Raw genomic sequence first — 24,769 nt, 5'->3', positions numbered from 1 at the left:
GCAAAACATGTGACAGTAAAACAAAATGTTACCGCAAACAACTTTTGGGGCCTTATCGCCCAATTCCCATTCTGCTGCAACTGCAGTAAAGGTATTCGCAACAACAGGCGACATATCCATGACATACACACCATTTTTTATCGAAGGGGCCGACCGCCCTGCCCGCTGGCTTATCACCTGCGATCATGCCAGCAATATGGTCCCGCCATTTGTAGGCAATGGGGATCTCGGACTACCGTCCGCTGATATGCAGCGCCATATCGCCTATGACCCTGGTGCACTAGCAGTGTGCCAACTGTTGGGCCTGCGCCTTGATGCCCCTGTTGTGGCGTCAAATTTCTCCCGCCTGGTGATCGACCCCAATCGCGGCGAAGACGATCCAACCCTAGTGATGCAGCTCTATGATGGCACCATCATTCCCGCCAACCGCCAGGTCGATGCGACGGAGCGCGCGCTCCGCCTGGATCGCTGCTATCGCCCCTATCACGCGGCTCTGGCCAAACTCGCCGCTCGCCCGGATACTGTGATCGTCTCGGTTCACTCCTTTACGCCACAGCTGCGTGGCCGTGAGCCACGCCCCTGGGAGATCGGCATCCTGCACTCAGACAATGAACGGTTCTCCCCGCATCTGATCGCCGCGCTCCAGGCCCCCGGAGACCTATGTGTCGGCATCAACGAGCCCTATACCGGCTACCTGCCGGGCGATGCTATCGACACCCATGGCACCAAGATGGGTCGCCCCAACACCCTAATCGAGCTGCGCAATGACCTGATCGCAGAGGCGGCCGGGCAAGAATACTGGGCAGACCGCTTGGCAGATGTTCTGCCGCAGGCTTTGGCGATGTCACATCTGTAGTCAAATCGGATGTCACAAAGAGTGGAAAGGTGGGTTGATTTCCGACCCATGCCCCTTGTGGTCAGGCACCAGGGAAACCATTTATAGAGGTAAGATCTGCTCTGAGAACTCGTGAAAGGAGATCATTGTGATACGGGACCTCACTGTTGAAACCCTGACTGCATTCTTTGGATGGATGACCGTGCTCCATATTGGATTTCTCGGCGTCACAACTCTGATCCTTCTGGGATTTCGCGACCGGCTCGCCGCCCTGCATGGCGCCCTGCTCGGAATGGATGCGACAAGCGTGAAGAATGGATATTTCTCCTATCTCGCAACCTATAAGATTCTCATCTTTGTCACCGCTCTCATACCCTATCTAGCGCTCAAGCTCCTATAACCGCGGGGTCAAAGCCGCGCATTGTGCTGGTCGATCTGGATTGCTAAGACATCTCAGGACGCCAGCCAAATCAGGAGCAGAGCAATGGACAAGCAGATCGACCCACAGACTGAGATCGAACTCCAGGCCGCCGCCTTTCGTCGTCTGCAAAAGCACCTGATGGAAGACCGCACCGATGTGCAGAACATCGACATGATGAACCTGACCGGATTCTGCCGCAACTGTCTCAGCCGCTGGTATCAAGAGGCCGCCAATGAACGCGGCATCGCGATGGACAAGGTCGAAGCCCGCGAGATCTACTACGGCATGACCATTGACGAGTGGAAAGCCAACTACCAAACAGAGGCCGGCCCCGAAAAACAGGCCGAGTTTGAAGCCGCCTTTAAAGAGAACGTCACCGACAAGTCCTAAGGTCTGCGGTGGGCGGCCCCTCAGCGCGGCCACACACAGCCCCTGTGCAGACCGGCATCTGTCTTGGGGTTGCGGCAATGCCTAGGGTCAACGGCAATAGCCTTGACCCCGGAGTGAAACCTTGCCCCAGCCACATCCCAACCGTATGCCGGCCTTTTTCATCTCTCACGGCGGCGGCCCCTGGCCCTGGATGGCCGATTGGCGCTTAGAATTTACTCCACTCGAAGCCTCTCTGGCCAAGCTGCCTGCGCAGCTGCCGGCCCGACCAAAAGCCGTGTTGGTGATCTCCGGCCACTGGGAAAGCAGCAGCTTTTCTGTAATGTCCGCCGCCAGGCCGCCAATGGTCTATGACTATCACGGTTTTCCGCAGGACACCTATGAGATCACCTACCCCGCGCCCGGCGCGCCGAATCTTGCCGCACGCTGCGCGGAGCTGATCGCTCAGGCGGAGCTTCCGACCAGACCGGATCCTGACATGGGGTTTGATCACGGCACCTTTGTCCCGATGGCTGTGATGTACCCAAAGGCCGATATCCCACTCTTGCAGATATCGCTGCGGCATGGCTACGATCCCGCAGAACATTTGCGAATGGGCCGCGCCCTGACGCCATTGCGCGAGGAGGGCGTCGTGATCATCGGTTCCGGGCTCAGCTATCACAACCTGGCCCTGTTCGGACCTGCGGCAAAAGACCCATCAGAGCAATTCGACAGCTGGCTGCATCGCGCCCTTGCCTTGCCCAAAGAGGCACGCAACTCCGCCCTGCTCAACTGGGAACAGGCCCCAGCCGCCCACATCTGCCACGCCAAAGAGGACCACCTTGCACCCATCTTTGCAGCTCTCGGCGCGGCCGAGAACGAACCCGCAACGCGGATCTATCACCAAAAGAATATCTTTGGCGGGGTGACCGCCTCTGGCTACCGCTTCGGCTGAACAGGAAAGGCCCGCATCAGCATAGACGCGGGTCCTTGAAACGCTTGCGTTCCTTGAAAGTCAGATCGCGGCCTTCATACTTTCGTCCAGGTAGATCTCGCGCAGGCGCTTGGCGATGGGGCCAGGGGTCCCGTCGCCCAAGGCCACACCATCGATCTCCACAACCGGCATCACAAAGGCACTGGCCGAAGTGGTGAAAGCCTCATCCGCCTCTTTGGCCTCATCAATGGTGAACAGGCGCTCTTCCACTTCCATCTGCGCCTCTTCCGCCATGCGCAGGACCGCCTTGCGGGTAATGCCATGTAGGATGTCGTTTGACAGCGGCCGGGTCACGATCTTGCCCTTCTTGACAAAATAGGCGTTGTTCGAGGTGCCCTCGGTGACATAGCCATCCTCAATCAGCCAGGCATCATCGGCGCCCGCCTTCTTGGCCATCATCTTGCCCATCGACGGGTAGAGCAGCTGCACGGTCTTGATATCGCGACGACCCCAGCGGATGTCCTCGATCGAGATAATCTTGGCGCCCTTCTTGGCAGCAGGATTGTCGGCCAGACCCGGCTTGTTCTGGGTAAACAGCACGATGGACGGCTTGGTGGTTTCCGGATCGGGGAAAACAAAATCGCGATCGCCGTCGGAGCCCCGGGTGATCTGCAGATAGACCAGGCCTTCGACAATCTCGTTGCGCTTGACCAGCTCACGGTGGATTTCCAACAGCTCTTCCTTGGAGCAAGCTGCGGGCATCTCCAGCTCGTTCAACGAGCGCTCCAGACGTACGGCGTGGCCCTCAAAATCGATCAGCTTACCGTCCAGAACGGAAGTCACCTCATAGACGCCATCGGCCATCAGAAAGCCACGGTCAAAGATCGAAACAGTTGCTTCTGTCTCGGGCAGGTATTCGCCATTTACATAAACGGTACGGGTCATCGTGGTCTCCTCAACCCCAGAGTTCAGCCTTGGGCGGATGCACCCCGGCGGCGTCAAATTTCAATGGTTCCTCGCGGTCTTCTGCCAAGAGAAGCGGCCCGTCAAGGTCTGTCACCAAAACACCCTGTGCCAGCAATGTCGCAGGGGCCATCGCCAGCGAGGAGCCAACCATGCAGCCAACCATCACATCATAGCCCAGCGCCAGCGCCTCAGACCGCAGTTTCAGCGCCTCAGTCAACCCGCCGGTTTTGTCCAGTTTGATGTTGACCACATCATATTTACCTTTGAGCTTGGGCAGGCTGGCGCGATCATGGCAGCTTTCATCGGCGCAGACTGGCACCGGGCGCTCCATGCCAATCAGGGCCGCATCTTCGCCCGCCGGCAGGGGTTGCTCGACCAGCTCCACGCCCAGCCGCACCAGATGCGGCGCCAGCTCAGCATAGACTTCTGCCGACCAGCCCTCATTGGCGTCGATGATGATCTTGGCATCGGGCGCCCCTGCGCGCACGGCCTCAAGCCGAGGCATGTCATCAGGGGTGCCAAGTTTGATTTTCAACAGCGGACGATGGGCATTTTCCGCCGCCTGTTTTTGCATCTCCTCAGGACTGGCCAGCGACAGGGTATAGGCGGTAATCTCAGGCCCCGGCGCGGGCAGCCCGGCCAGTTCCCAAACGCGCTTGCCCGCCTGTTTGGCCTCCAGATCCCAAAGCGCGCAATCAACCGCATTGCGGGCCGCACCCGCTGGCAGCAGATCCTGCAACTCATCGCGGCTGAATTCGGCAGGCAGACCCTCGATCTCGGCCGTCACGCTCTCCAGCGTTTCATTGTAGCGCGCATAGGGGACACATTCGCCCCAGCCCACAAAACCGTCTTTTTCTACCTTTACCGTCAACACCTTGGCTTCGGTCCGCGATCCGCGTGAGATGGTAAAAACCTGCGCCAGTTTAAAGACATCCGGTGTAACGGTGATTTTCATGGTCCTGCCCTTTATTGCTACTCTTTGCAGATACAAAAAGCCGCGCTTGAAGGCCAGCCTAACCCGGCCTTCTGCTATATCATCTTTCTAAAAAATATTCCCGCCGGAGGCTCCTGCCCTGACGATCAGGGCCTCCGGTCAGAATTCTGGATCAGCAGGCAGCCAGCGCATCCACCAGGCGGCCAGCGCCATGGCGATAGGGGTCAACCGCCGGCAGGCCCATACGCGCCTCAGTCTCGGCCAGGTATTTCACCGCCTCATCTTCAGACAGATGCTGGGTATTCACCGAGATGCCCACGATCTTGCAAGCCGGGTTTGCCCGCTGTGCCAGCGGCAAGGCCACGTCACGCAGCTCTTCCAGCGAGGGCACGGTATAACCCGGCAAACCACGCATATGCGAGCGGGTTGGCTCGTGGCAAAGGATCAGCGCATCAGCCTGACCGCCATGCACCAGCGCCATGGTAACGCCGGAGTAGGAGACGTGGAACAGAGAGCCCTGGCCCTCGATCAGATCCCAGTGGTCTTCATCGTTGTCGGGGGTCAGATATTCCACCGAACCCGCCATGAAGTCGGCAATGACAGCGTCCAGCGGCACGCCGTGGCCGGTGATCAGGATGCCGGTCTGGCCGGTGGCGCGGAAGGTCGATTTCATACCGCGCTTCTGCATTTCGGCGTCCATTGCCAAAGCCGTGTACATCTTGCCAACCGAGCAATCGGTACCAACCGCCAGGCAACGCTTGCCGGTGCGGGTCACGCCATTGGCAATTGGATAGCCATCGGTGGGCACGCGCACGTCATGCAGAGTGCCGCCATGGGTCTGGGCCGCAGCCACCAGATCGCCTTCGTCGCGCAGCAGGTTATGCAGGCCCGAGGCCAGATCATAGCCCATCTCCAGCGCTTGGATCAGCACTTCTTTCCAGGCGGCGGAAATAACACCCCCCCGGTTGGCCACGCCAATCACCAGTGTCTTGGCGCCTGCCGCCTTGGCCTCGGCCAGGGTCATCTCGGTCAGACCAAGATCGGCACCACAACCGGGCAGGCGGATCTGACCTACCGCGTGATCCGGACGCCAGTCGCGGATGCCAATGGCAACCTTGGCTGCCAACATGTCGGGCGCATCGCCCAGGAACAACAGATATGGTGTCTCGATCATGACGGGTTTCCTTTGCTATCTTAACGCCGATTTTCGGAGGAATTTGCCGCAAGTTCATACCCTTTTTGCAGATTCTCCGCCTCTTGACGCAAGATTCTGCGATGGCATTGAGGCTATTTCGAAGATTTCTCCGATAGGTCCGGCTCTGCGCCACTTTCTTCCTCCTCCAACCAGGATTCGGCCTGCAACACCCCGGATTGCGAAGCACCAAGCACCGCAATGGCCTGCAAACTGCCAGTTTCTTCCGGAGCCTCCTCCTGACCACGTCGCAGAATTGCCACTCCAACAACCAGTAAACACAGGGCCGCGAGCACCAGGAGGAAGCCCTTTCCGTCAGCAATGCTGACCGTATTTGGCCCCACCAAAGTGCCAATGAACTGGCCGAGATTGAGCAGGAACAACATGGTGCCGCTCGCAGGCACGATCTGTGAAGATTTCAACTGGTCATTCGCATGGGCGGTACAGACCGCATACATTGGCAGGCTGGCCCCCGCGAGCAGGCCAAAACCGATCACCACCGAGGTCTGCGAGGGGCTGATCAACATCCAGAAGCAGGCCCCGGCCCCAGTCAGGCCAAGCCCTAAAAGCACCAGTCTGCGATCCGTCTTGTCGCTTACCCAGCCCACCGGGTATTGCACCAATGCCCCGACCACCATCGCCACCACCAGAACCCCAGAGGCCTGGGCCGCACTCATCCCCAGAGACAGGGCATACAGTGGCAGGGTAATAAACCAGGCGGCCACGGCCATGGCGCTGACAAGATTGCCAACCACAGCCATGGGCGACACCTTATAGAGCTTCCTCACCGACATCCGGTCAGGCACCTCATAGTCAGGCGCCCTATTGCCGGACAATAGCAGAGGAACAATCGACAGGGATATCAGGATGGATACCACACCGAACAACAGATTGCCGCCTGGGTCCGGCAGGGCAACCATGGCGGTGCCAATAGCCGGTCCCGCCATCCAGATCATAAAATAGATCGACAGGATCTGAGCCCGGTTGTGGTTCTCCGCCTTGGCTTGCAGCCAGCTTTCGGTGATCACATAGAGACCAGGGTAGCAGAATCCGGCCAGGAACCGCATCGCCGACCAGGAAATTGGGTCCGAGGTCAACAGATGCAAGATCGCCGCGATTGAAACCAATGAGGCCAGCGCCGAGAAGGCGCGGATATGGCCGACCTTTTCCACCATGCGCGGCGCCACTGCGGTGCCGATCAGCGCTCCCAGCGGATAGGCCGCCTGCATCAGCGAGATTGTGAACTCCGAAAACCCGAGGCTGGCGCCCCGGATTGTCAGCAAAGTAACCAGCAGCCCATTGGCCACCATCAAAAGAATCATGCCCAGGAACAGGGCCCAGTTTTCAAGGAATGCGCGTTTCATATCGCAGAGCTGACAGGATTACCTCTGGCAAGCTTGCTTATTTGCGGCAACAAATACGCCGCCGCATCGCAGCGTCGTATTTCTGCGGATGCACAATTCACTTGCGAAGCGGGGCGCAACTAAATATCACCCAACACAAACGTCACGCAATTTCATTACCTTTGGGAGACACTACCGATGAGCTTTCGCCTTCAGCCCGCCGCCCCTGCCCGCCCCAACCGCTGCCAGCTGTTTGGCCCAGGCTCCAACACCAAACTCTTTGCCAAAATGGCGGCCTCTGCTGCTGATGTAATCAACCTCGATCTCGAAGATTCGGTTGCCCCCACCGATAAGGACGTGGCCCGTGCCAATGTCATTGAGGCGCTCAATACCGTGGATTGGGGCAACAAATACATGTCGGTGCGGATCAACAGCCTCGACACCCCCTACTGGTACCGCGATGTCGTCGATCTGCTGGAACAGGCCGGTGACCGTCTGGATCAGATCATGATCCCCAAGGTGGGCTGCGCCGAAGATGTCTATGCCGTGGATGCGCTGGTCACTGCGATTGAGCGCGCCAAGGGCCGCAGCAAACCCGTGTCTTTTGAGGTCATCATCGAATCGGCTGCCGGCATCGCCCATGTAGAGGCCATTGCCGCCAGCAGCCCCCGGATGCAGGCCATGTCGCTGGGTGCGGCGGATTTTGCCGCCTCGATGGGCATGCAGACCACCGGTATCGGCGGCACTCAGGAAAACTACTACATGCTGCGCGAAGGCGAAAAGCACTGGTCCGACCCCTGGCACTGGGCCCAGGCCGCCATCGTCGCCGCCTGCCGCACCCATGGGGTACTGCCCGTTGATGGTCCCTTTGGCGACTTCTCTGACGATGAGGGCTATATCGCCCAGGCAAAACGCTCTGCCACCCTCGGCATGGTTGGCAAATGGGCCATCCATCCCAAACAGATCGGCCTGGCCAATGAGGTCTTCACCCCATCTGAGGAAGCCGTTGCAGAGGCCCGTGAGATCCTCGCGGCGATGGAACAGGCCAAGGCCAACGGCGAAGGCGCCACCGTCTACAAAGGCCGCCTGGTCGACATCGCCTCAATCAAGCAGGCCGAAGTGATCGTGGCCCAGTCCGAACTGATCGCCAACGGCTGATTTTTGGCAGCTGGACCCGTTAACAAGTCGGCCTTTGTTTTCTTCTAAATTCCACTTCGGGGCGCTCCAATTGGGGCGCCTCTTCTGTGTGCCGCCCTTCTATGTTCCCGCTTTCCGGAAACGGGGCAAGTCACTCCAATGAACCATCGCCAGACCCTTGGGGCTGGTCCCTGCGACCAGAGTAAGAAACCCTTAGTCCAAGACCCCCGGGAACAGATAGGATACTGCTTCATAAATACACCGCGAACAGGGGAACTCATATGGCAGATCTAACGCTGATACACACAGCCGAGGTACATGTTGCCAGCTTTGCCTCACTGGCGCCCGACGCAAGCCTCAGCCAAATTGTCCGCGCCGATTGGCTGGCCCGCGCGCGAGACGGCATTGATGATAGCCTGCGTGATGAAATCGCCAGCACCATCAAAGGCCTGAAAGGCCCGGTTCTGTGCAGCTGCACCACCATCGGGGAAGTGGCCGAAATCGCAGGTGCCACCCGGATCGACTGGCCAATGATGCAACAGGCAGCTCTGACCGGCGGCCCGGTGCTGATGGCCTATTGCCTGGACAGCACACGTACCCCCTCCAGCGCCCTGCTCCGCCGCGCCTTCTCTGAAATCGGAGCGTCACCAGATTTCACCCTCCTCAACCTCACAGATCTCTGGCATCTGTTCGAGACAGGCGACATGACCGCCTTTGCCGAGGCCATCACAACAGCCGTTCTCGCGGCGCTTGCAACCCGCCCTAAAACCTCCGCTGTGGTTTTGGCTCAGGCCTCCATGAAAGAGGCAGGCCCCAACCTGGCCTCTCAGCTGGATATCCCCGTCCTCACCTCGCCCGAGACCGCCCTGCAGGCCCTGCTGCCCGCGGGCCATGACTCCCTCTCCCCAAAAGGTGCATAGGCAAATTACTCTACCGCTCCCATCACCTTTCTATAAATATTCAAAAAACACCCCCTGCAGGGTCTAGCCACGCAGGTCTTTGGGCGAGCCCATTACCACATAGGTAGTAATCGCCGTGACAAAGGGCGAGGTGCCGAGAATATCGGTATGGAACAGTTTGTAGCTGGGCAGATCAGCGCATTCGACCCGTAACAGATATTCGATCGTTCCCGTGATATTGTGGCATTCCACCACCTCACGCGCCTCATCCATCGCCCGCTCAAAGGCCTGCTGCGCCTCTTTGGTATGTTCGCCCAGAGCAACACCAATATAGGTGACAAAGCCCGCGCCCATGGCATCGCGATCCAAAACCGCTCGGTAGCCCGTGATCACTCCGGCCTGTTCCAGATCCTGCACTCGACGCAGGCAGGCAGAGGGGGACAGGCCAACCCGGTCCGCAAGCTCCAGATTGCTGATACGCCCATCGCGCAGCAATTCCTGCAATATTTGTTGGTTTATTTTATCATTCTTCGCCATGGATTGCAGTATTAGCCAAAAACCGCACAACAACGCAATTTCATTCGGGGTCAAACGCGTCATTTATGCGCCATGACTTATGAACTCTTCCTCGCGCTTGCGCTCTTCGCCTTTGTGTCCTCAATCACCCCCGGCCCCAACAATCTGATGCTGATGGCGTCGGGCGCCAATTTTGGCTTCCGCCGTACCATTCCCCACATGCTGGGGGTCGCGCTTGGCTTTGTCTTTATGGTGATCCTCGTCGGCGCAGGATTGGTACAGATCTTTGACGCCTTCCCCATAAGCTACACCATTCTCAAGCTGGCTTCGGTGCTGTATCTGCTTTACCTCGCCTGGAAAATTGCCAATGCGGGCCCGGCAGAGGCTTCCGGAAGCAGCGGCACGCCAATGACCTTTCTGCAGGCTGCCGCCTTTCAATGGGTCAACCCAAAGGCCTGGGCCATGGCCCTCACCGCGATCAGCGCCTATACGCCGAGTCAAACGCTTTGGGCGATCTTTGTGGTGGCCGCAGTGTTTGGCGCCATCAACCTGCCCTCAGTTGGATCCTGGACCGTTCTGGGTCAACAAATGGCGCGCTTTCTCACCAACCCCCGCCGGCTCACCCAGTTCAACTGGCTCATGGCCGCCCTCTTGGTGGCTTCGCTCTATCCGGTGATCTGGCCATAACTGTCATGGCCAGATCCTGAGCAGATCAGCCTGTCCTATTTGAGCGGCAGGCAGATCTCAGTCAGCAGCTCCTCGGGGGCCACCTCGCGTGGGTTGTTGAGATAGATCTCGTAACAGGGCGCCTCGGCGGGCTCTTCGCCCGAGGAAGGCAGCCAACCGCCAAACAGGCTGTGATAGGCAGCTGATATCCCGGAATAGGCCCCCTTATAGGTGAGCACTGCTGTCTTGCCGCCGACAATCTGCTTTTCTTCCATCCCTTCAGGGATCTCTGCGCCGGTGAAAACACCGCCGGCAAAACTGCGCAGCGCGGTCTCCGGGATGCTGTCAGGATCATCGTAGTAAATCGCCGTCAGCGGGCCCATCTGAGGCCAAAGACTGCGTGTTTCACAAAGAGCGCCAAAGCTCTCAAAGCGTTTGCCGATCAAATGATAGCTGCCCTGATGGGCAAGGCCCACAAGACGGCGCGCGGGTTCTTCACGTAAAGCAACAGGATGCATGGGGTAATCTCCGGTCTTAAAGTCAGGTCGAGAGGGGAAATGGGACGGCGCCTTGCGAAAGCCCGCAGGGCTGGCACCATAGGCCTCGGTGAATGCGCGAGAGAAGGAGCCTTGGTTGGGATAGCCCACCGCCTGGGCGATCTGCGCGAGACTGTCCTGGGTCAACAGGAGCGCACTGGCGGCCCGATGCAGGCGAATGCGACGCACCGCCTGCGCACAGGTCTCGCCGGTGACCGCACGAAACACCCGGTGCCAGTGAAACCGCGACATCGCCGCAACATCTGCCAGCTGGTCCAGCGACAGATCCCCTGCGGGGTGGTCATGGATATAGTCGAGCACCCGCAGGATGCGCTTTTCATAGGTGGCGGTCATTACCGGGATATCCTTCTCTCTTGCCGGAGGAGATGTGCCACGGGTCGGGATCACAAATCTTGCTGACCTGCTGCGCTGTTGCACAATATTGGCCCGTGACAGGGCCGCAGCACGCCAAGCCAAGTGCATTTCGTTGACCCAAGGCAAGGCACAGAGTTGCATCTGCGCGCACAGAAGGCCATATACGGCAAAACCGCGTGAGCGAGGCGATATGACTCAGTACCTGGAATTTGAAAAACCGCTGGCCGAAATTGAAGGCAAAGCAGAAGAGCTCCGAGCCTTGGCACGGGCCAACGAGGAGATGGACATAGCGGATGAGGCCGCGGCGCTGGACGCCAAAGCCGAGCAGCTGCTGAAAGATCTCTACAAAGAGCTGACCCCCTGGCGCAAATGTCAGGTGGCTCGTCACCCCGATCGGCCCCATTGCCGCGATTACATCGACGCGCTGTTCACCGAATACACGCCTCTGGCGGGAGATCGTAACTTTGCCGATGATCTCGCCGTTATGGGTGGACTGGCACGGTTCAACGACCAGCCAGTGATGGTGATCGGCCATGAAAAGGGCTCCAACACCAAGGCCCGCATCCTGCATAACTTTGGCATGGCCCGCCCCGAGGGCTATCGCAAAGCCGTGCGCCTGATGGAGATGGCCGGACGCTTTGGTTTGCCGGTTGTGACACTGGTCGACACCACGGGCGCCTACCCCGGCAAAGGTGCCGAAGAGCGCGGCCAGTCCGAGGCGATTGCCCGCTCAACTGAGATGAGCCTGAAAATCGGTGTGCCAGTGATTTCCGTGATTATCGGCGAAGGCGGCTCTGGCGGCGCCGTGGCCTTTGCCACCGCCAACCGCGTGGCGATGCTGGAACATGCTGTCTATTCAGTGATTTCCCCCGAAGGCTGCGCCTCGATCCTGTGGAAAGACGCCGAGAAAATGCGCGAAGCGGCCGAGGCCCTGCGTCTCACGGCGCAGAACCTGCATGAGCTGGCGGTGATCGACCGTATCATCCCCGAACCCATGGGCGGGGCGCATCGCGACGCCAAGGCCTCCATGACCGCGGTGGGCAATGCCATCCAGGAGATGCTGGACGATTTGAAAGACAAAGATGGCGCTGAGCTGATCAAGGACCGCCGCCAAAAGTTCCTCGACATCGGCTCCAAAGGCCTCGCCGCGTAAATCCCCCCGGCTCTTAGGTTTCAAAGGCCCGATCCCGGCAAAGGGATTGGGCCTTTTTTTTTCCATCAGCCCTTGCCCAAAAGGGTCATGGGAACCCCTTCAAGCGGACCTGACTTTGGGTCGAATCTACCCCTTATGAACAATTTTTTTGATCGCCGGGAGCTCCGACCCGCGCCCGCCAAAGACGCTAGGCCCGATCTCAACAAAGCCAAATCTCTTAAAAAAAGACACTGCATTCAAAGTGGCCTCGATAGTGACTGGCCCGTCCCAGTCGGTGCGTGCATCCGCCAAAGCGCGTTCAAACAACGCGATGCCGGCGCCTTTTCCGGTTTGACCTGCCGCCACAAACAGACGCACCACTTCTCCCGAAACCCCATGCGAGAAGCCAATGGGCGCGTCGCCTGCCTGCGCGATCCAGATTTCTTGGCTTTGGCAATCAGCTACATAGTCTGCAACACTGCGTCCTGTCATCCAGCTTGCGACCACCTCCGGCGCGTAGGGCTTGGGGGTCAGCGCTGCAACGGATGCGGAAACAAGATCAAAAACGGCTTTGGCATCCTCTTTCTGAGAACGCCTATAGCTGATGCCCAAAGATCTATTTTCCATCATACCACTAACAGTCTAAGCCCCTGCGTCACATCAGACCTGACCGCCAGACGCAGACCCGGCTCATCTCCAGCCTTTAGGGCGGCGATAATCAGGCGGTGGTTCTGCGGCGGGTCAGTGCGCCGCAGACGTCCATAGAGGGCGCGCATGGTTGGACCCAGCTGTAGCCAGACGGTTTCTGCCATGGCCAGCATCGCTGGTGCCTGGGCACGCAGGTAAAGTGTGCGGTGAAATTCCAGATTGGTGCGGATATAGCCAACTGCATCGCGTTTCGAGACCATCTCGGCGATGGTCACATTGATGCTGTGCAACCGATCAATCAGCGCCATATGCGCCCGCGGCAGCGCCCGGCTGGACAGCTCCACCTCCAGCAAAGCCCGCAGGGCTGCCAGCTCTTCTATCCGCTCATTGCTGAGCTCTGGCGTTGTAACCCGTCCCGAAGAGGACAGCGACAAAGCCCCTTCAGCCACCAGACGCCGCAGGGATTCCCGCGCCGGGGTCATCGACACACCAAATTCGCGGCCAATACCGCGCAGTGTCAGGGCTTCACCAGGAGCAATATCGCCGTACATGATCCGCGCCCGCAGCGCGCGGTACACCCGATCATGCGCCGAGGCCGTGGTATCGGAGGAGGGTGAAGCGGTGGGTTTGGCAGAAATAGACATGGCCTATGCTGTGATCACAAACCCACCCTTGGTCAACAGCAGAAATTGTCACGCAGCCCGTATTGCGCCTCTAACGGGGGGCAAACCGATAGCGGTGCAGCCCGCTGCCTTCGCTGCGCAGCCATTGGCGTGGTCCAGAACTGTCGCCATAAAGCTGCGCAACCACGGCCCAGAAATCTGCGGAATGGTTCATCTCGACCAAATGTGCCACCTCATGCGCGGCCACATAGGACAGGACTTCGGTGGGGGCCAGGATCAGCCGCCAGGAATACATCAAAGTCCCTGCCGAAGAACAAGATCCCCAGCGCGAACGGGGATCGCGCAGGCTGAGCTTGGCATAGGAGCGCCCCACCTGGGCCGCATAGTGATCTGAGGCGGCGGCCAGCCGATCACGCGCCAATTCCTTCAGGTATCGCTCCAACGACCGTGCCGGCTTATCCCCGCCAACCTCAATCGTCTCTGGCTCCAGCCGCACACCGCGCTTTGGTCCTGCGACGACTTCCCGCTGCCGTCCGTCGACAGGAAGTTTCGTGCCAAAGCCGACCTCAACCACTTCTGGGTGGCGCGCCAGGTGATCGCGAATCCAATCTTCCTTCTCGGCGGCAAAGTCCAGGGCCTCACGCGCAGGCAACCGGGCAGGCAGGGTCAGGGTGACCCGCCCGTCCAAGGCAGAAATCCGCAGACTGATCCGTTTGGCCCGCGCTGAACGGCGCAAGACAAGAGGAACCGGCGGGCTTCCTGGCAGGTGATATGCGCTCATGGCGGCGCCCCTTCATGGCAAAGGCTTTGACAGTGCTCACCTCATATGGCAAGGCAACTGAATCGTCGATACGACTCACCAGTAAATCAAGGGGACCCACATGCCCAACGAAGAATGGGGCGTAAAGCGCGTCTGCCCAACCACCGGCAAGCGGTTTTATGACCTAAACAAAAATCCGATCGTCAGCCCCTACACGGGCGAAGTGGTCGAGCTGAGCACCGGCAAAAGCCGGATGATCGAAGCCGATGCCGCGGATGCAGCAAGCGCCAAAGCCAAAGAAAACGACGCAGATGACAGCGACGTTCTGGAAGATGACGAAGATGTCGATCTGGATCTGGGCGATGACGTTCTGGACGATGACGATGACACCGATACCGTACCTCTCGAAGAGATCGCGGATGTCGCATCGGAAGACGACGACTCCTAAAATCACCTCATGTGATTTTAGCTCTCCCAAGCAGCCCTATGGCTGCCTGGGGATCAGGCTGGCGGCGCTGGTAAAAGGCCTGTCAAAACCGGTGTAAAACCGTCTGACAAAAAAACTCACGACGATGGTGCATTTTCCACTTGCGACCTGCTGCATCGTCCCTTAAATCACCCTCACACCGCGACACGGAGCGGCCATATGGCCAGGACGTTGCAACGGTGTGATTTGGGGCCTTAGCTCAGCTGGGAGAGCGCCTGCATGGCATGCAGGAGGTCAGGAGTTCGATCCTCCTAGGCTCCACCAAATCCCTCTTGAAATTTGCACAACATGAAACCCTGTACGCGGTTTCTGGCCGCTTGTTTGGGTTCAATGTACACAAGCACCGCCCCAACAGGCTGTTATTTCTCTGCAGTACTGAGCACTATGAAATCCCCGCCCTTTCTTGCAAAAAGGGCACCCCCTTAGGAGGGGCACCTTTTCACTGTTGCTAAGAACCAGAGCCTAGAACTTGAGATCAAGCCCAACCTGGAGCCCATAGCTCTCATAGCCGCTCATGCCGAGCCCGTCATAAAAGGTCTCAACCTGAAAAACGCCCTGATCAGCGAATTTATAGCTTAGCCCCAGTTCAGCCCGCGCACGCGCGCCCTCCACCTCTGACGAGACCGCTAGCGCACCACCAGAGTTTTCCAGATAGCTGCCAATTGCACTGATTCCACCAAACAGCAGCAACTCACCAGTGTTGCGGCGGGTCTCAAGCGGCTTCTCAAAATCAAGCCCCAGTTCAATCTGCCCCCAGGCCACTCCCTGGCTTGGGATGAGATTGCCAAGACTGTCGCGATAGGCCTGCTGATCATCAGTCGTATAGGTAAGCTTCACGTTCGGAATCAGGGTGGTTTTGCCGTAAAGCATCGAACCTGAAACCTTCAACATGGCCAGCAGGCGCTCAGTCTCAACCTTGTCGGTATAGGTGCCAAAGGGGGAGACATCGTTTGAGCTTTCACCATAAAGCAACCGCCCCTCAACAAAGATGTCGTGATCAGGGAACTTGGTGACAAAATAGGGGCCAATCAACCAGCCCTTACCTTTGACACTCGCCGCACCATCGTCCTGATCCAGATAGTCGAGCTGCAACATTGCACCAACCAGCAGGTTTCTATTTACCGCAAAGTGACTGCCAATAGCGCCAAAAACATAAGCACTATCGCTGGTCCCCTCATGGCTGATAGCGCCTTGTAACCGGGTCCAGACACGCGACCCCGGTTTGGTCGAGATATCAAAGTTCCCCTGCCCACGGGTCACTGCCAGATTAAACTGCCCCTGCCCTTGCACAGCTCCGTTACCAGACAAAAATCCGGTCAGATCAGGTTGATGGCTGATCAACTGGGTTGCGCGCGTATTCATGAACTGACCAATGAGCTGGCTGGTCTCTTCTATTGTGGTGCTTTGGACGGCGATGGCACCCGAAGCGAGGTTGCCGTTGCCCGAAACATCCTGTGCCCCCCCAGCCACAATTGAGATGCCAATATCACCAGCGCCCGAAGGTTGAACAGTGATCGTGTAGAGAGCCCCACTCCCGGAAAGCGCAATGGCCGAGCCATTGTTGACCAAGACATCAACGATGGAAAACCCGGTCACAGTCTCAGAGAAGGTCGCGGTGACGTCAAAACTCTCTCCCGGTGAAACCGATGTTGCACTTGTTGTCAGTGTTACAGTGGGGGCCACGACATCCAAATTGGTCAGCCCAAATGTCACAGAGGTCAGACCGGTGCTGGAGGCGGTGACATTATACCCCCCCGCCGTCGCATTGGCCGTTGCCGTCACCGAGGCCAGACCCGAGGCATCCGTCACAGCTGAGGCCGCCGAGAGAGCCGCCGAGGCGCCGGTGACCTCTACACCTGCTTTCCGGTCTGTGATTTGCAAAATCACGCAGCTTTCACAGGCTGCATTTACGCTCTCTCCAAAGCACCAATAGGGTGAAATCGGGAGAGAGATATGGCTGACCTGCATACAGCTGACACAATCGGCAAAACAGCTTTGCCTGCGGATATGAAAAATGCCCTGCACAAGGCCTATCAGGCCTTCGCCAATCGTTCTAATTTCTGCGGCGTCGACATCGGGTACCGCTGGCAACACGGGCAACGAACCAAGGATATCTGTCTGCGCCTGCATGTGCAGCGCAAATTGCCCATTGACGCCCTACTCCCCTCGCAGGTGTTGCCAACACATGTCGATGGCATTGCACTTGATGTGATCGAGGCCGCCTATCAACCCTCACTGGAGCCCGGTGCGGCGCGTCGTTCAACCGCGCGGCAACCCTTTACCATGGGCGGGCTGTCCTGTGGGAGATCAGGTGAAGGGGCAGGAACAATTGGTCTGGTGGTCATCGATAAAACCACCGGCAAGCCAGGCATTTTGTCAAACTGGCATGTTCTGGCCGGCCCAAGAGCGCGCTGCAATGATCCGATAATGCAGGTGGAGGAGCGTAATGATGAATTTGATCCCCGCAATCACATTGCCAATCTGAAGCGTTGGATGCTGGATCGCAGCGGCGATGCGGCTCTGGCCGAGCTTTTGCCAGACCAGCCTTGGTTGCCCCTGCAATTTGGTGGGTTTGATTCTATCAGCAGCACCCGATCCGCCGAACTTGGTGAACTTCTGAACAAGACCTCGCATTCCCCCAACAGCGCTCAGGCCCGGGTCGATGGTCGAGGGCTGTATCGCCTACAATATGAAACGCGCCCTGGCATGTTGGAGTATCGCGACATCGAGGGGCTTAACCTAGTCTATGACGACGATGTCCCAGTTGATAGTGGCAGGGCCTCTTTCGCCGGCGACAGCGGTTCCGCCTGGGTTTCCACCACCTCCGGCGATGCCGTGGCTTTGCAGATTGGCGGCGAGATTGGCGGACAAATTACATCCTCCAAGGCCACTGGTCGCAACAAGCAGGCCGTTATCGCCTGCGAGATAGAGCCCATTTTTGAGAAACTGAAGCTGCGGCTGGCCAGTTTTGAGGATCTTCTGATTCAAAACAGCCAAAGCGCTGTGCTCACCCATCACCAAAAAGCCCAGGCTACGTTTTCCCATAACGCCGACGAGGCCACGCCCTCGCCCCTCTGGCCGCATCCTCAACATTGGGCTGATAGCTCCGCCCCCCAACCGCAACAGATCGCCCGCCTGGAGCGCCATGAAACAAGCACCTTTGGTGCCCAGATCGTCCCCATGGTGCGTATCTTGCCAAATGGGCGCCTGCCCGCAGCGGATCTCTCATCCAGCAGGTCCCGCCGCTACAATATTGGCCATGAAATCTGGCAAAACCGGCTCTATCCCGCGCTGTTGGACTACGATCCCAATTTTCAGGGCGTCTTCCTGGATGAGGCGATAGCCCAACGGATTTCGGCTGCCGATGATCGCAACATCCATGCCTTTTTATCTCGTCTTATCAACGGCTCAGCAAGGTTCGACGGCATCGGTCTGAAACAGGTTCTGGCCTCTGACTTTAGAGGCGCGACCAGCTATTTCCAGATCTGTGATCGCATCGAGCAATTGCTTCCCCGGTTCTAACCTCTGCCCAAAAGATCCCTTCCGGACCGTTTGCCTCACTGAAGGCTGAATTGCCCCTCTCGCCCTAAAACAGTGCCGCGCCGCCAGTCCAAAAAGTGGCGCGGCTCCTGATCTTACCGGGTGTTTTGAGCGGCTTCAGAGCTCACCCAATCATAATGCTTTCTTATCAAAACCATACATAAGTTCAATTTCATTTTATTGCATGACCTTGGTAACCTGCCAGCATAGTTTCAGGGGAGGAGGCCCAAGCGGCCAGTTGCCCCGCCCACCTAGCCCATAAAAAAGCCAGATCGGAGATCAAAATGGACGGAAACGACGCCTCAAAATCAGGTGGATGCCCGGTGATGCACAGCGGCGCCCAAAGCGCCTCAACCGGTGTGAGATCGAACAAAGACTGGTGGCCCAACCAGCTCAACCTGAAGCTGCTGCATCAGAATTCTGCCAAGTCCGATCCAATGGCCTCTGATTTTGACTATGCCGAGGCTTTCAAATCGCTGGACCTCAAGGCCCTGAAACAGGATCTGGTTGCGCTGATGACGGACAGTCAGGATTGGTGGCCTGCCGATTATGGCCATTATGGCGGCTTGTTCATCCGTATGGCATGGCACAGTGCCGGCACCTATCGCACCTCGGATGGCCGTGGTGGTGGCGGCACCGGCCAGCAACGGTTTGCGCCGCTCAACAGCTGGCCCGACAATGGCAACCTCGACAAGGCGCGGCGACTGCTGTGGCCGATCAAGCAGAAATACGGCAACCAGATCAGCTGGGCTGACCTGATGATCCTGGCCGGCAATTGCGCCATTGAAAGCATGGGCGGCAAGACCTTTGGCTTTGCCGGTGGTCGTGCCGATGTCTGGGAGCCCGAAGAAGATGTCTATTGGGGCCGCGAGGACGAATGGCTGGCGGATAGCTCAGCACAGGACAGCCGCTATTCCGGCGAGCGTGATCTTGAGAACCCACTGGCGGCCGTGCAGATGGGTCTGATCTATGTGAACCCCGAAGGCCCCGACGGACAGCCCGATGCGCTGGCCTCAGGGCGTGATATCCGCGATACCTTTGCCCGTATGTCGATGAACGACGAAGAAACCGTGGCGCTGGTCGCCGGGGGGCATACCTTTGGTAAGGCCCATGGTGCCGGCGACCCTGCGCTGGTTGGCCCAGAACCAGAGGCCGCACCGATTGAGACCATGGGTCTGGGCTGGATCAACAGCCACGGAAGCGGCAAAGGCGATGACACCACCACCAGCGGTATTGAGGGCGCTTGGACCGCCAACCCAACCCAGTGGGACAACGGCTATTTCGACCTGTTGTTCGGCTACGACTGGAACTTGACCAAATCGCCCTCTGGCGCCTGGATCTGGGAGCCGGTCAATGTCCGCGAAGAGGACATGGCCCCAGCGGCACATGACGCCAGCAAGAAGGTCAAGACCATGATGACCACGGCGGATATGGCGATGCGGATGGATCCGATCTACGGGCCAATCTCCAAACGCTTCCACGAGAACCCAGAAGAGCTGGCGGATGCCTTTGCCCGCGCCTGGTTCAAGCTGACCCACCGCGATATGGGGCCACGGTCACTCTACCTCGGCGAGGAAGTCCCGGCAGAAGAGCTGATCTGGCAGGACTGCGTTCCGGCAGTGGATCACGCCCTGGTCAATGAGGCTGATGTTGCCTCTCTGAAGGCGCAGGTTCTCGCCTCCGACCTCTCGGTTGCCGATCTGGTCTCCACCGCTTGGGCCTCTGCCTCAACCTTCCGGGGCTCCGACAAACGCGGCGGCGCTAATGGCGCGCGTATCCAGCTCAGCCCACAGAAAGACTGGGAGGTAAACCAGCCTGCCCAACTGGCCAGCGTCCTGCAGGGGCTTGAAGCCATCCGCAGCGCCTTTAACGCCGCATCCGGGGATCGTCAGATCTCATTGGCGGATATGATTGTTCTGGCCGGTTCTGCCGCTGTGGAACAGGCGGCCAAAGCAGCAGGTCAGGATGTCCAGGTGGCATTTGCACCGGGCCGCACCGATGCGAGCCAGGCGCAGACCGATGTTGATGGCTTTGCTGTTCTGGAACCAGAGGCCGATGGCTTCCGCAACTACCAGAAGAAACGGTATAGCATCGCCCCCGAGGAGATGTTGCTGGACAAGGCTCAACTGCTGACCCTGACAGCGCCGGAAATGACTGTTCTGATTGGCGGTTTGCGGGTCTTGGGGGCAAACTATGGTGGCTCCTCCATGGGCGTCTTCACCAGCAATCCCGGCAGCCTGAGCACCGACTTCTTTGTCAATCTGCTCGATATGGGAACCCAGTGGGCGCCCCAAAAGGATGGCAGCTACGCCGGAACAGATCGCGCCAGCGGAGCGGCCAAATGGACCGCCAGCCGGGTTGATCTGGCCTTTGGCTCCAACTCACAACTGCGGGCCATTGCAGAGACCTACGCACAGGACGATGCCAAGGCACGCTTTGTTCAGGACTTCGCCGCGGCCTGGGTCAAGGTGATGAACGCAGATCGCTTTGATCTGACCTAGAACAGCCGTTCCAGACAACGAAAAACACCAAAATGCTACGGAGGCCTGTCAATTCTTGGCAGGCCTTTGTGCAAAGTAGTTACAATTCTCCCCAATACCCACCGTCACAAATGCGCCTTTTTGGAGTCCCACCCTCGCAACAAGGCAACCCAGGATAGTTAACATCAACCGATAGGTGAAAGTCGCGGCTTCAATAAGTATCATTCTGAGAATATTTCTTGCCTGACAACAGTTTGTCACCAGGCCAGCTCTCCGAAGGCTCTGCCCCGTTTCCAGAAGGCCGCATGCCAAATTAACCTTTCCCCCTCATCTTAAGCGCTGAACAGATTTTCCTACTGACGAGTGCAACACCATGAAAGCTTCAGTTAACTTTGTCTTCCTCTTCTTCATCATGATGGCCGGTGCTGTCATGTTTGGACTTGCTGGATTCTCTTACTACACACACGAGATGCGCGATGAGCTGGAGGAAGATGTTCTGGTCATTGAACATATCTACCAGTCTCTGGACAAAATGGAGATCGAGTTCCTCATGGCGCGACGCTTTGAAAAGGACTTTCTCCTGCGACGTGACGCCAAATATGTTGATCGTCACGCCAGCGCGATGCAGCACCTATATGATACAGAGCACTCGCTTGAAGAAGAAATGCCCCTGCTTGATAGCATGCGAGGTCAAGTTGAGCCTCTGCAAGCACTTATGGCGGCAGCAAAGTCCTATGACCAAAGTTTTGCCACCCTGGTCGCCAGTCACAATACACTGGGTCTCGATGAGAAATCCGGGCTTCAGGGCGCGTTGCGCGGGGCTGTTCACAACATCGAAAAAGGTCTGTCCGAGATTGGGCGCCCTGAAATGACCGTCAAAATGCTGATGATGCGTCGGCATGAAAAAGACTTCATCATGCGCAAAAACACCAAATACCTGGATCGGCTGAATGCCCGTGTCGAAGAGTTCCTGGCTTTCCCCGCAGAGTATTATGCTGATGCCGCACAACGGAGCGAGATCGAAGCCCTTCTGAAGGCCTATCAGAGCTCGTTTTCGTCTTATGTTGAAGTCAGCATGCAAGAGCAAGCGCTGCGCAAAGAGCTCTCGGCCAGCTATGCAGAAGCCGAGCCGCTCCTTGTTGAAATTCACCAAGCGGCCCAAAAAGAACTCGAAACGATTGTCGAGACGGCCCATGTTACCAGTGCTGATGCAAAATTCTATTCGCTGCTCGCCAGTGCCGCCGGCACCGCATTGCTCCTGTGCCTGACAGTTTTGCTCGCACGCAGCATTTCTCGCCCCTTGGGTAAACTGGATCATGTCCTGAAGGGCATCATGCAGCAAGACTTCACGGCTGAGCCGCCAAAGTCTCGCCTGAGCGAGATCGCGTCGATCAGCGGTGCTGTGGAGATCTTCCGTCAGGGAGAAATGAAGAAAGACCAGCTTACTCAAGACATCTCTGAGGTGATCTCAGCCTGCGCTGAAGGCGATTTCTCCCGCCGTATTGCTACAGACGACAGTGCCGGCACCTTTGCCGAGCTCGGCAAAGGGGTAAACTCCATTGGCGAAGCTGCGCAGCAGGGGCTTGGGGATGTGTTGTCGGCGCTTGCGGCCTTGAGCGAGGGGGATCTAACCAAGCGTATGCCTGAGGGTCAAAAGGGCATCTTCAAAGAGATTTCCGATGCAACCGAGAACCTCAACAACAGTTTTGGCGGTCTGGTTGGACAGCTGACCAACAGCAGTGATCTTTTGAAGAATACCTCTAGCGAGATTGCCGCTGCTGCAGATGATGCCTCTCAGCGCAGCGAACGCACCTCGGCCTCCATTGTCGAAACCGCCGACGCCTTGCAGAATTTGGGCAAAACCGTCACCGGCACAGCCGAGAGCTCGCAGCAGGCGCGAACGATCGTCTCCAATGCCCAAGATCGCGCCCGGGCAACCCAGGAAATTGCTCAGCAGACCAACCAGGCCATGCAGCGCATCGAGGCCTCCTCAGGCGCCATCGCCAAAATCATCAGCATGATTGAAGATGTCGCCTTCCAAACCAGCCTTCTGGCGCTGAACGCCGGGGTGGAGGCAGCGCGGGCGGGCGAAGCCGGGCGTGGGTTTGCGGTTGTTGCCTCCGAGGTGCGTTCGCTTGCGCATCGCTCTGCCGAGGCCGCACAGGAGATCAACGACCTCATCACCACCAGCGAAAAAGAAGTCGCAGAAGGGGTCAAACTGGTTGGTCAGACCGGAACCTCACTGGAAGAGATCCTGACGATGGTCGAAGAGGTGGTCGATAAAGTGAATGAGATCGCCGAAACCACTGTTGAACAGTCCCAAAGCATCAACCAAGTCAACGGCCGCGTCGATGCGATGGACAGTGATGCGCAGCAAAACGCGGCCATGTTGGAAGAAACCGCCGCGTCAGGGCAGATGCTGCGGGACGAGGCCAGCAATCTGGTTCAGATCGTTTCCAATTTCGAGCTCCCTTCGGAGTTGTCGAAAGCTGAGGCTACTTCCGAATTGGACAATCCGTTCCAGGACGACGACATGTTTGATGACGGCACCTGGGCAGCCTAGGCTCATTCAATTCTACCTCTAACAATCAAGGCCGCGCAGAAACTGCGCGGCCTCTTTTCGATCTTTGGAAATGTATGAAAAGGGTCTATTCAGCCTGCAAAGCTGCTGAGATCGCCAAGTCCAGCTTGTCGACAACCTCGCCAATCTGGTCTGTCGAGATAATAAAGGGTGGCGCCAACAGGATGTGATCTCCCAGGCGCCCATCACGTGTTCCCGACATCGGATAGCAGATCAACCCAGCCTCAAAGGCTGCACGCTTGACCTTGGCCGCCAGCCCTTTGGTGGGGTCAAAGGGGGTTTTGCCCTCACGATCTGCCACCAGTTCAACGCCGCGGAACAGGCCGCGCCCGCGAATATCCCCAACATGAGGGTGATCAGCAAAACGGTCGGTCAGCGCCGATTGCAGCTGATCGCCCCTCTCGCGACACTTGGAAATCAGATCCCGGTTGCGCATCTCTGTGACAACCGCAAGCCCGGCTGCGGTGGCAACAGGGTGGCCAATATAGGTGTGGCCATGCTGGAAAAAGCCGCTTCCCCCGGCAACCGCCCCATAGATATCAGCGCTGCACAACATCGCACCGATAGGCTGATACCCTGCGCCCAACCCCTTGGCCATGCACAGGATATCAGGTGCCACCCCTTCCGCATCGCAGGCAAACAGATGCCCGGTGCGGCCCATGCCACACATGACCTCATCCAGTATCAGCAAGACACCGTATTTGTCGCAGATCTCACGGATGCGTTTGAAATATCCCGGCACCGCAGGCACCGCACCAGAGGTGGCCCCGACAACTGGCTCGGCGATAAACCCCATGACCGTCTCTGGCCCCAAACGCAGGATCTCAGTCTCCAGCTCATTGGCGACACGCTGACCGTAATCAAAGGCGCTCTCGCCCCTCCCACAATCGGCGTATTCATAGCAGGGCGCGATATGGGACACATCTATCAACAACGGGTCAAACTGCTGCCGACGCCATGCATTGCCCCCAGCGGCCAGCGCGCCCAGTGTATTGCCGTGATAGCTTTGCCGCCGCGCGATCAGATGGCGACGTTTGGGCTCTCCGCGCTCCAGATGATATTGCCGCGTCAGCTTGATGGCCGCCTCGGTTGCCTCTGATCCGCCAGAGACAAAATAGACCCGGTCCAGCCCTTCTGGGGCCTGTTCAATCAGCAGATCCGCCAGCGCCTCTGCCGGTTCGGAGGTCATAAAACCGGTATGGGCAAAGGCCAGTTTGCCGACCTGTTCCTGTACGGCTGCAATCACCGCCGCGTTCGAGTGGCCAAGGCAGGACACCGCCGCGCCGCCGGAGCCGTCAAAATAGCGTTTACCCTCTGAATCGATCAGATAGCAGCCGTCGCCAGCAACCGCTGTGGGCAGATTGGCCTTGGTATGACGTGGAAAAACATGGCTCATCA

At 58.0% G+C, this 24,769-nt stretch carries 23 protein-coding genes and 1 tRNA gene; 13 read left to right on the top strand and 11 right to left on the bottom strand.

Annotation, left to right across the window (positions count from 1 at the left end):
* Positions 1 to 118: 118 nt before the first annotated feature.
* The 4 genes from ED661_RS18340 (at position 119) to ED661_RS18325 (ending at position 2,577) form a co-directional block, all read left to right on the top strand.
* A complete protein-coding gene (locus tag ED661_RS18340) occupies positions 119 to 856 on the top strand; it encodes an N-formylglutamate amidohydrolase (RefSeq protein ID WP_122075816.1) in 738 nt (245 codons plus the stop codon).
* A 127-nt stretch (positions 857 to 983) separates the two neighbouring features.
* Positions 984 to 1,235: a DUF6868 family protein gene (locus tag ED661_RS18335; RefSeq protein ID WP_254054884.1), complete on the top strand. Its 252-nt coding sequence runs from the start codon at positions 984 to 986 to the stop codon at positions 1,233 to 1,235.
* A 96-nt stretch (positions 1,236 to 1,331) separates the two neighbouring features.
* On the top strand, positions 1,332 to 1,646 hold the full coding sequence (locus ED661_RS18330; protein ID WP_122075920.1) for a DUF1244 domain-containing protein: 315 nt from the start codon (positions 1,332 to 1,334) through the stop codon (positions 1,644 to 1,646).
* A 121-nt stretch (positions 1,647 to 1,767) separates the two neighbouring features.
* Positions 1,768 to 2,577, top strand: coding sequence for a dioxygenase (locus ED661_RS18325; protein WP_254054883.1), 810 nt, complete (start codon positions 1,768 to 1,770; stop codon positions 2,575 to 2,577).
* 60 nt (positions 2,578 to 2,637) lie between these two features.
* Here the strand turns inward: ED661_RS18325 and ED661_RS18320 are convergent, their stop codons facing one another.
* The 4 genes from ED661_RS18320 to ED661_RS18305 all read right to left on the bottom strand — a co-directional run bounded on the left by ED661_RS18320 (position 2,638) and on the right by ED661_RS18305 (position 7,012).
* Positions 2,638 to 3,501: a D-amino-acid transaminase gene (locus ED661_RS18320; protein ID WP_122075809.1), complete on the bottom strand. Its 864-nt coding sequence runs from the start codon at positions 3,499 to 3,501 to the stop codon at positions 2,638 to 2,640.
* Positions 3,502 to 3,511: 10 nt separating this feature from the next.
* Entirely contained in the window at positions 3,512 to 4,477 is a 966-nt protein-coding gene (gene dgcA, locus ED661_RS18315) for an N-acetyl-D-Glu racemase DgcA (protein ID WP_122075807.1), read from the bottom strand.
* Positions 4,478 to 4,628: 151 nt separating this feature from the next.
* On the bottom strand, positions 4,629 to 5,630 hold the full coding sequence (gene dgcN / locus ED661_RS18310) for an N-acetyltransferase DgcN (RefSeq protein ID WP_122075805.1): 1,002 nt from the start codon (positions 5,628 to 5,630) through the stop codon (positions 4,629 to 4,631).
* Positions 5,631 to 5,743: 113 nt separating this feature from the next.
* The gene (locus ED661_RS18305) at positions 5,744 to 7,012 is read right to left on the bottom strand and encodes an MFS transporter (protein WP_122075802.1); all 1,269 of its coding nucleotides are present in this window, start codon (positions 7,010 to 7,012) and stop codon (positions 5,744 to 5,746) included.
* Between the two features lie 177 nt (positions 7,013 to 7,189).
* Here ED661_RS18305 and ED661_RS18300 point away from each other — a divergent pair, with 177 nt between their 5' ends.
* Together ED661_RS18300 and ED661_RS18295 are read left to right on the top strand one after the other, a co-directional pair.
* Entirely contained in the window at positions 7,190 to 8,149 is a 960-nt protein-coding gene (locus ED661_RS18300) for an L-malyl-CoA/beta-methylmalyl-CoA lyase (RefSeq protein WP_122075800.1), read from the top strand.
* A 260-nt stretch (positions 8,150 to 8,409) separates the two neighbouring features.
* Positions 8,410 to 9,048 (top strand): hypothetical protein, encoded by a 639-nt coding sequence (locus ED661_RS18295; RefSeq protein WP_122075797.1) that lies wholly within the window; start codon positions 8,410 to 8,412, stop codon positions 9,046 to 9,048.
* Between the two features lie 63 nt (positions 9,049 to 9,111).
* Here the strand turns inward: ED661_RS18295 and ED661_RS18290 are convergent, their stop codons facing one another.
* A complete protein-coding gene (locus ED661_RS18290; RefSeq protein ID WP_122075918.1) occupies positions 9,112 to 9,564 on the bottom strand; it encodes an Lrp/AsnC family transcriptional regulator in 453 nt (150 codons plus the stop codon).
* 72 nt (positions 9,565 to 9,636) lie between these two features.
* Between ED661_RS18290 and ED661_RS18285 the strand changes: the two genes are divergently transcribed.
* Positions 9,637 to 10,230 (top strand): LysE family translocator, encoded by a 594-nt coding sequence (locus tag ED661_RS18285; RefSeq protein WP_122075795.1) that lies wholly within the window; start codon positions 9,637 to 9,639, stop codon positions 10,228 to 10,230.
* Between the two features lie 35 nt (positions 10,231 to 10,265).
* On the opposite strand, the gene ED661_RS18280 is transcribed toward ED661_RS18285, so the two are convergent.
* Complete coding sequence (locus ED661_RS18280; RefSeq protein ID WP_122075793.1) at positions 10,266 to 11,099, bottom strand: GyrI-like domain-containing protein; 834 nt, start codon at positions 11,097 to 11,099, stop codon at positions 10,266 to 10,268.
* 211 nt (positions 11,100 to 11,310) lie between these two features.
* Here ED661_RS18280 and ED661_RS18275 point away from each other — a divergent pair, with 211 nt between their 5' ends.
* On the top strand, positions 11,311 to 12,273 hold the full coding sequence (locus ED661_RS18275; RefSeq protein ID WP_122075791.1) for an acetyl-CoA carboxylase carboxyltransferase subunit alpha: 963 nt from the start codon (positions 11,311 to 11,313) through the stop codon (positions 12,271 to 12,273).
* Between the two features lie 126 nt (positions 12,274 to 12,399).
* Here the strand turns inward: ED661_RS18275 and ED661_RS18270 are convergent, their stop codons facing one another.
* From ED661_RS18270 to ED661_RS18260, 3 genes are all read right to left on the bottom strand, one after another.
* Positions 12,400 to 12,882 (bottom strand): GNAT family N-acetyltransferase, encoded by a 483-nt coding sequence (locus ED661_RS18270; protein WP_122075789.1) that lies wholly within the window; start codon positions 12,880 to 12,882, stop codon positions 12,400 to 12,402.
* Positions 12,879 to 13,544 carry a GntR family transcriptional regulator gene (locus ED661_RS18265; protein WP_122075787.1) on the bottom strand — a complete coding sequence of 222 codons (666 nt, stop codon included), beginning with the start codon at positions 13,542 to 13,544 and terminating at the stop codon, positions 12,879 to 12,881. Before ED661_RS18265 ends, ED661_RS18270 begins: the two co-directional genes overlap by 4 nt.
* A gap of 70 nt (positions 13,545 to 13,614) precedes the next feature.
* Positions 13,615 to 14,304 carry a M48 family metallopeptidase gene (locus ED661_RS18260; protein ID WP_122075785.1) on the bottom strand — a complete coding sequence of 230 codons (690 nt, stop codon included), beginning with the start codon at positions 14,302 to 14,304 and terminating at the stop codon, positions 13,615 to 13,617.
* Between the two features lie 100 nt (positions 14,305 to 14,404).
* On the opposite strand from ED661_RS18260, the gene ED661_RS18255 reads away from it, so the two are divergent.
* Both ED661_RS18255 and ED661_RS18250 read left to right on the top strand, forming a co-directional pair.
* Positions 14,405 to 14,731, top strand: coding sequence for a TIGR02300 family protein (locus ED661_RS18255; RefSeq protein WP_122075783.1), 327 nt, complete (start codon positions 14,405 to 14,407; stop codon positions 14,729 to 14,731).
* A gap of 227 nt (positions 14,732 to 14,958) precedes the next feature.
* Positions 14,959 to 15,034: transfer RNA gene (locus ED661_RS18250), tRNA-Ala, on the top strand.
* A 198-nt stretch (positions 15,035 to 15,232) separates the two neighbouring features.
* Here ED661_RS18250 and ED661_RS18245 read toward each other — a convergent pair.
* On the bottom strand, positions 15,233 to 16,657 hold the full coding sequence (locus ED661_RS18245) for an Ig-like domain-containing protein (protein ID WP_122075781.1): 1,425 nt from the start codon (positions 16,655 to 16,657) through the stop codon (positions 15,233 to 15,235).
* Between the two features lie 66 nt (positions 16,658 to 16,723).
* On the opposite strand from ED661_RS18245, the gene ED661_RS18240 reads away from it, so the two are divergent.
* The 3 genes from ED661_RS18240 to ED661_RS18230 all read left to right on the top strand — a co-directional run bounded on the left by ED661_RS18240 (position 16,724) and on the right by ED661_RS18230 (position 23,353).
* Positions 16,724 to 18,292, top strand: a complete 1,569-nt coding sequence (locus ED661_RS18240) for a hypothetical protein (RefSeq protein ID WP_122075779.1) — start codon at positions 16,724 to 16,726, stop codon at positions 18,290 to 18,292.
* A 302-nt stretch (positions 18,293 to 18,594) separates the two neighbouring features.
* The gene (gene katG / locus ED661_RS18235) at positions 18,595 to 20,811 is read left to right on the top strand and encodes a catalase/peroxidase HPI (protein WP_122075777.1); all 2,217 of its coding nucleotides are present in this window, start codon (positions 18,595 to 18,597) and stop codon (positions 20,809 to 20,811) included.
* Positions 20,812 to 21,163: 352 nt separating this feature from the next.
* Positions 21,164 to 23,353 (top strand): methyl-accepting chemotaxis protein, encoded by a 2,190-nt coding sequence (locus ED661_RS18230; RefSeq protein WP_122075775.1) that lies wholly within the window; start codon positions 21,164 to 21,166, stop codon positions 23,351 to 23,353.
* 85 nt (positions 23,354 to 23,438) lie between these two features.
* Here ED661_RS18230 and ED661_RS18225 read toward each other — a convergent pair whose 3' ends face one another.
* Positions 23,439 to 24,767, bottom strand: coding sequence for an aspartate aminotransferase family protein (locus tag ED661_RS18225; protein ID WP_122075773.1), 1,329 nt, complete (start codon positions 24,765 to 24,767; stop codon positions 23,439 to 23,441).
* Positions 24,768 to 24,769: the final 2 nt, after the last annotated feature.

The sequence above is a fragment of the Pseudophaeobacter sp. EL27 genome (genome assembly GCF_900313025.1).
Classification (GTDB): Bacteria; Pseudomonadota; Alphaproteobacteria; order Rhodobacterales; family Rhodobacteraceae; genus Pseudophaeobacter.
Note: the sequence above shows the minus strand (reverse complement) of the source record. Positions and strands in the feature narration are given on the sequence as shown.

Coding starts and splice junctions, on each gene's coding strand:
- ED661_RS18285 (WP_122075795.1), top strand. CDS start 9,637: ATGACTTATGAACTCTTCCTCGCGCTTGCGCTCTTCGCCTTTGTGTCC.
- ED661_RS18230 (WP_122075775.1), top strand. CDS start 21,164: ATGAAAGCTTCAGTTAACTTTGTCTTCCTCTTCTTCATCATGATGGCC.
- ED661_RS18275 (WP_122075791.1), top strand. CDS start 11,311: ATGACTCAGTACCTGGAATTTGAAAAACCGCTGGCCGAAATTGAAGGC.
- katG (WP_122075777.1), top strand. CDS start 18,595: ATGGACGGAAACGACGCCTCAAAATCAGGTGGATGCCCGGTGATGCAC.
- ED661_RS18265 (WP_122075787.1), bottom strand. CDS start 13,544: ATGTCTATTTCTGCCAAACCCACCGCTTCACCCTCCTCCGATACCACG.
- ED661_RS18255 (WP_122075783.1), top strand. CDS start 14,405: ATGCCCAACGAAGAATGGGGCGTAAAGCGCGTCTGCCCAACCACCGGC.
- ED661_RS18225 (WP_122075773.1), bottom strand. CDS start 24,767: ATGAGCCATGTTTTTCCACGTCATACCAAGGCCAATCTGCCCACAGCG.
- dgcA (WP_122075807.1), bottom strand. CDS start 4,477: ATGAAAATCACCGTTACACCGGATGTCTTTAAACTGGCGCAGGTTTTT.
- ED661_RS18280 (WP_122075793.1), bottom strand. CDS start 11,099: ATGACCGCCACCTATGAAAAGCGCATCCTGCGGGTGCTCGACTATATC.
- ED661_RS18305 (WP_122075802.1), bottom strand. CDS start 7,012: ATGAAACGCGCATTCCTTGAAAACTGGGCCCTGTTCCTGGGCATGATT.
- ED661_RS18300 (WP_122075800.1), top strand. CDS start 7,190: ATGAGCTTTCGCCTTCAGCCCGCCGCCCCTGCCCGCCCCAACCGCTGC.
- ED661_RS18270 (WP_122075789.1), bottom strand. CDS start 12,882: ATGATGGAAAATAGATCTTTGGGCATCAGCTATAGGCGTTCTCAGAAA.
- dgcN (WP_122075805.1), bottom strand. CDS start 5,630: ATGATCGAGACACCATATCTGTTGTTCCTGGGCGATGCGCCCGACATG.
- ED661_RS18260 (WP_122075785.1), bottom strand. CDS start 14,304: ATGAGCGCATATCACCTGCCAGGAAGCCCGCCGGTTCCTCTTGTCTTG.
- ED661_RS18295 (WP_122075797.1), top strand. CDS start 8,410: ATGGCAGATCTAACGCTGATACACACAGCCGAGGTACATGTTGCCAGC.
- ED661_RS18290 (WP_122075918.1), bottom strand. CDS start 9,564: ATGGCGAAGAATGATAAAATAAACCAACAAATATTGCAGGAATTGCTG.
- ED661_RS18320 (WP_122075809.1), bottom strand. CDS start 3,501: ATGACCCGTACCGTTTATGTAAATGGCGAATACCTGCCCGAGACAGAA.
- ED661_RS18240 (WP_122075779.1), top strand. CDS start 16,724: ATGGCTGACCTGCATACAGCTGACACAATCGGCAAAACAGCTTTGCCT.
- ED661_RS18340 (WP_122075816.1), top strand. CDS start 119: ATGACATACACACCATTTTTTATCGAAGGGGCCGACCGCCCTGCCCGC.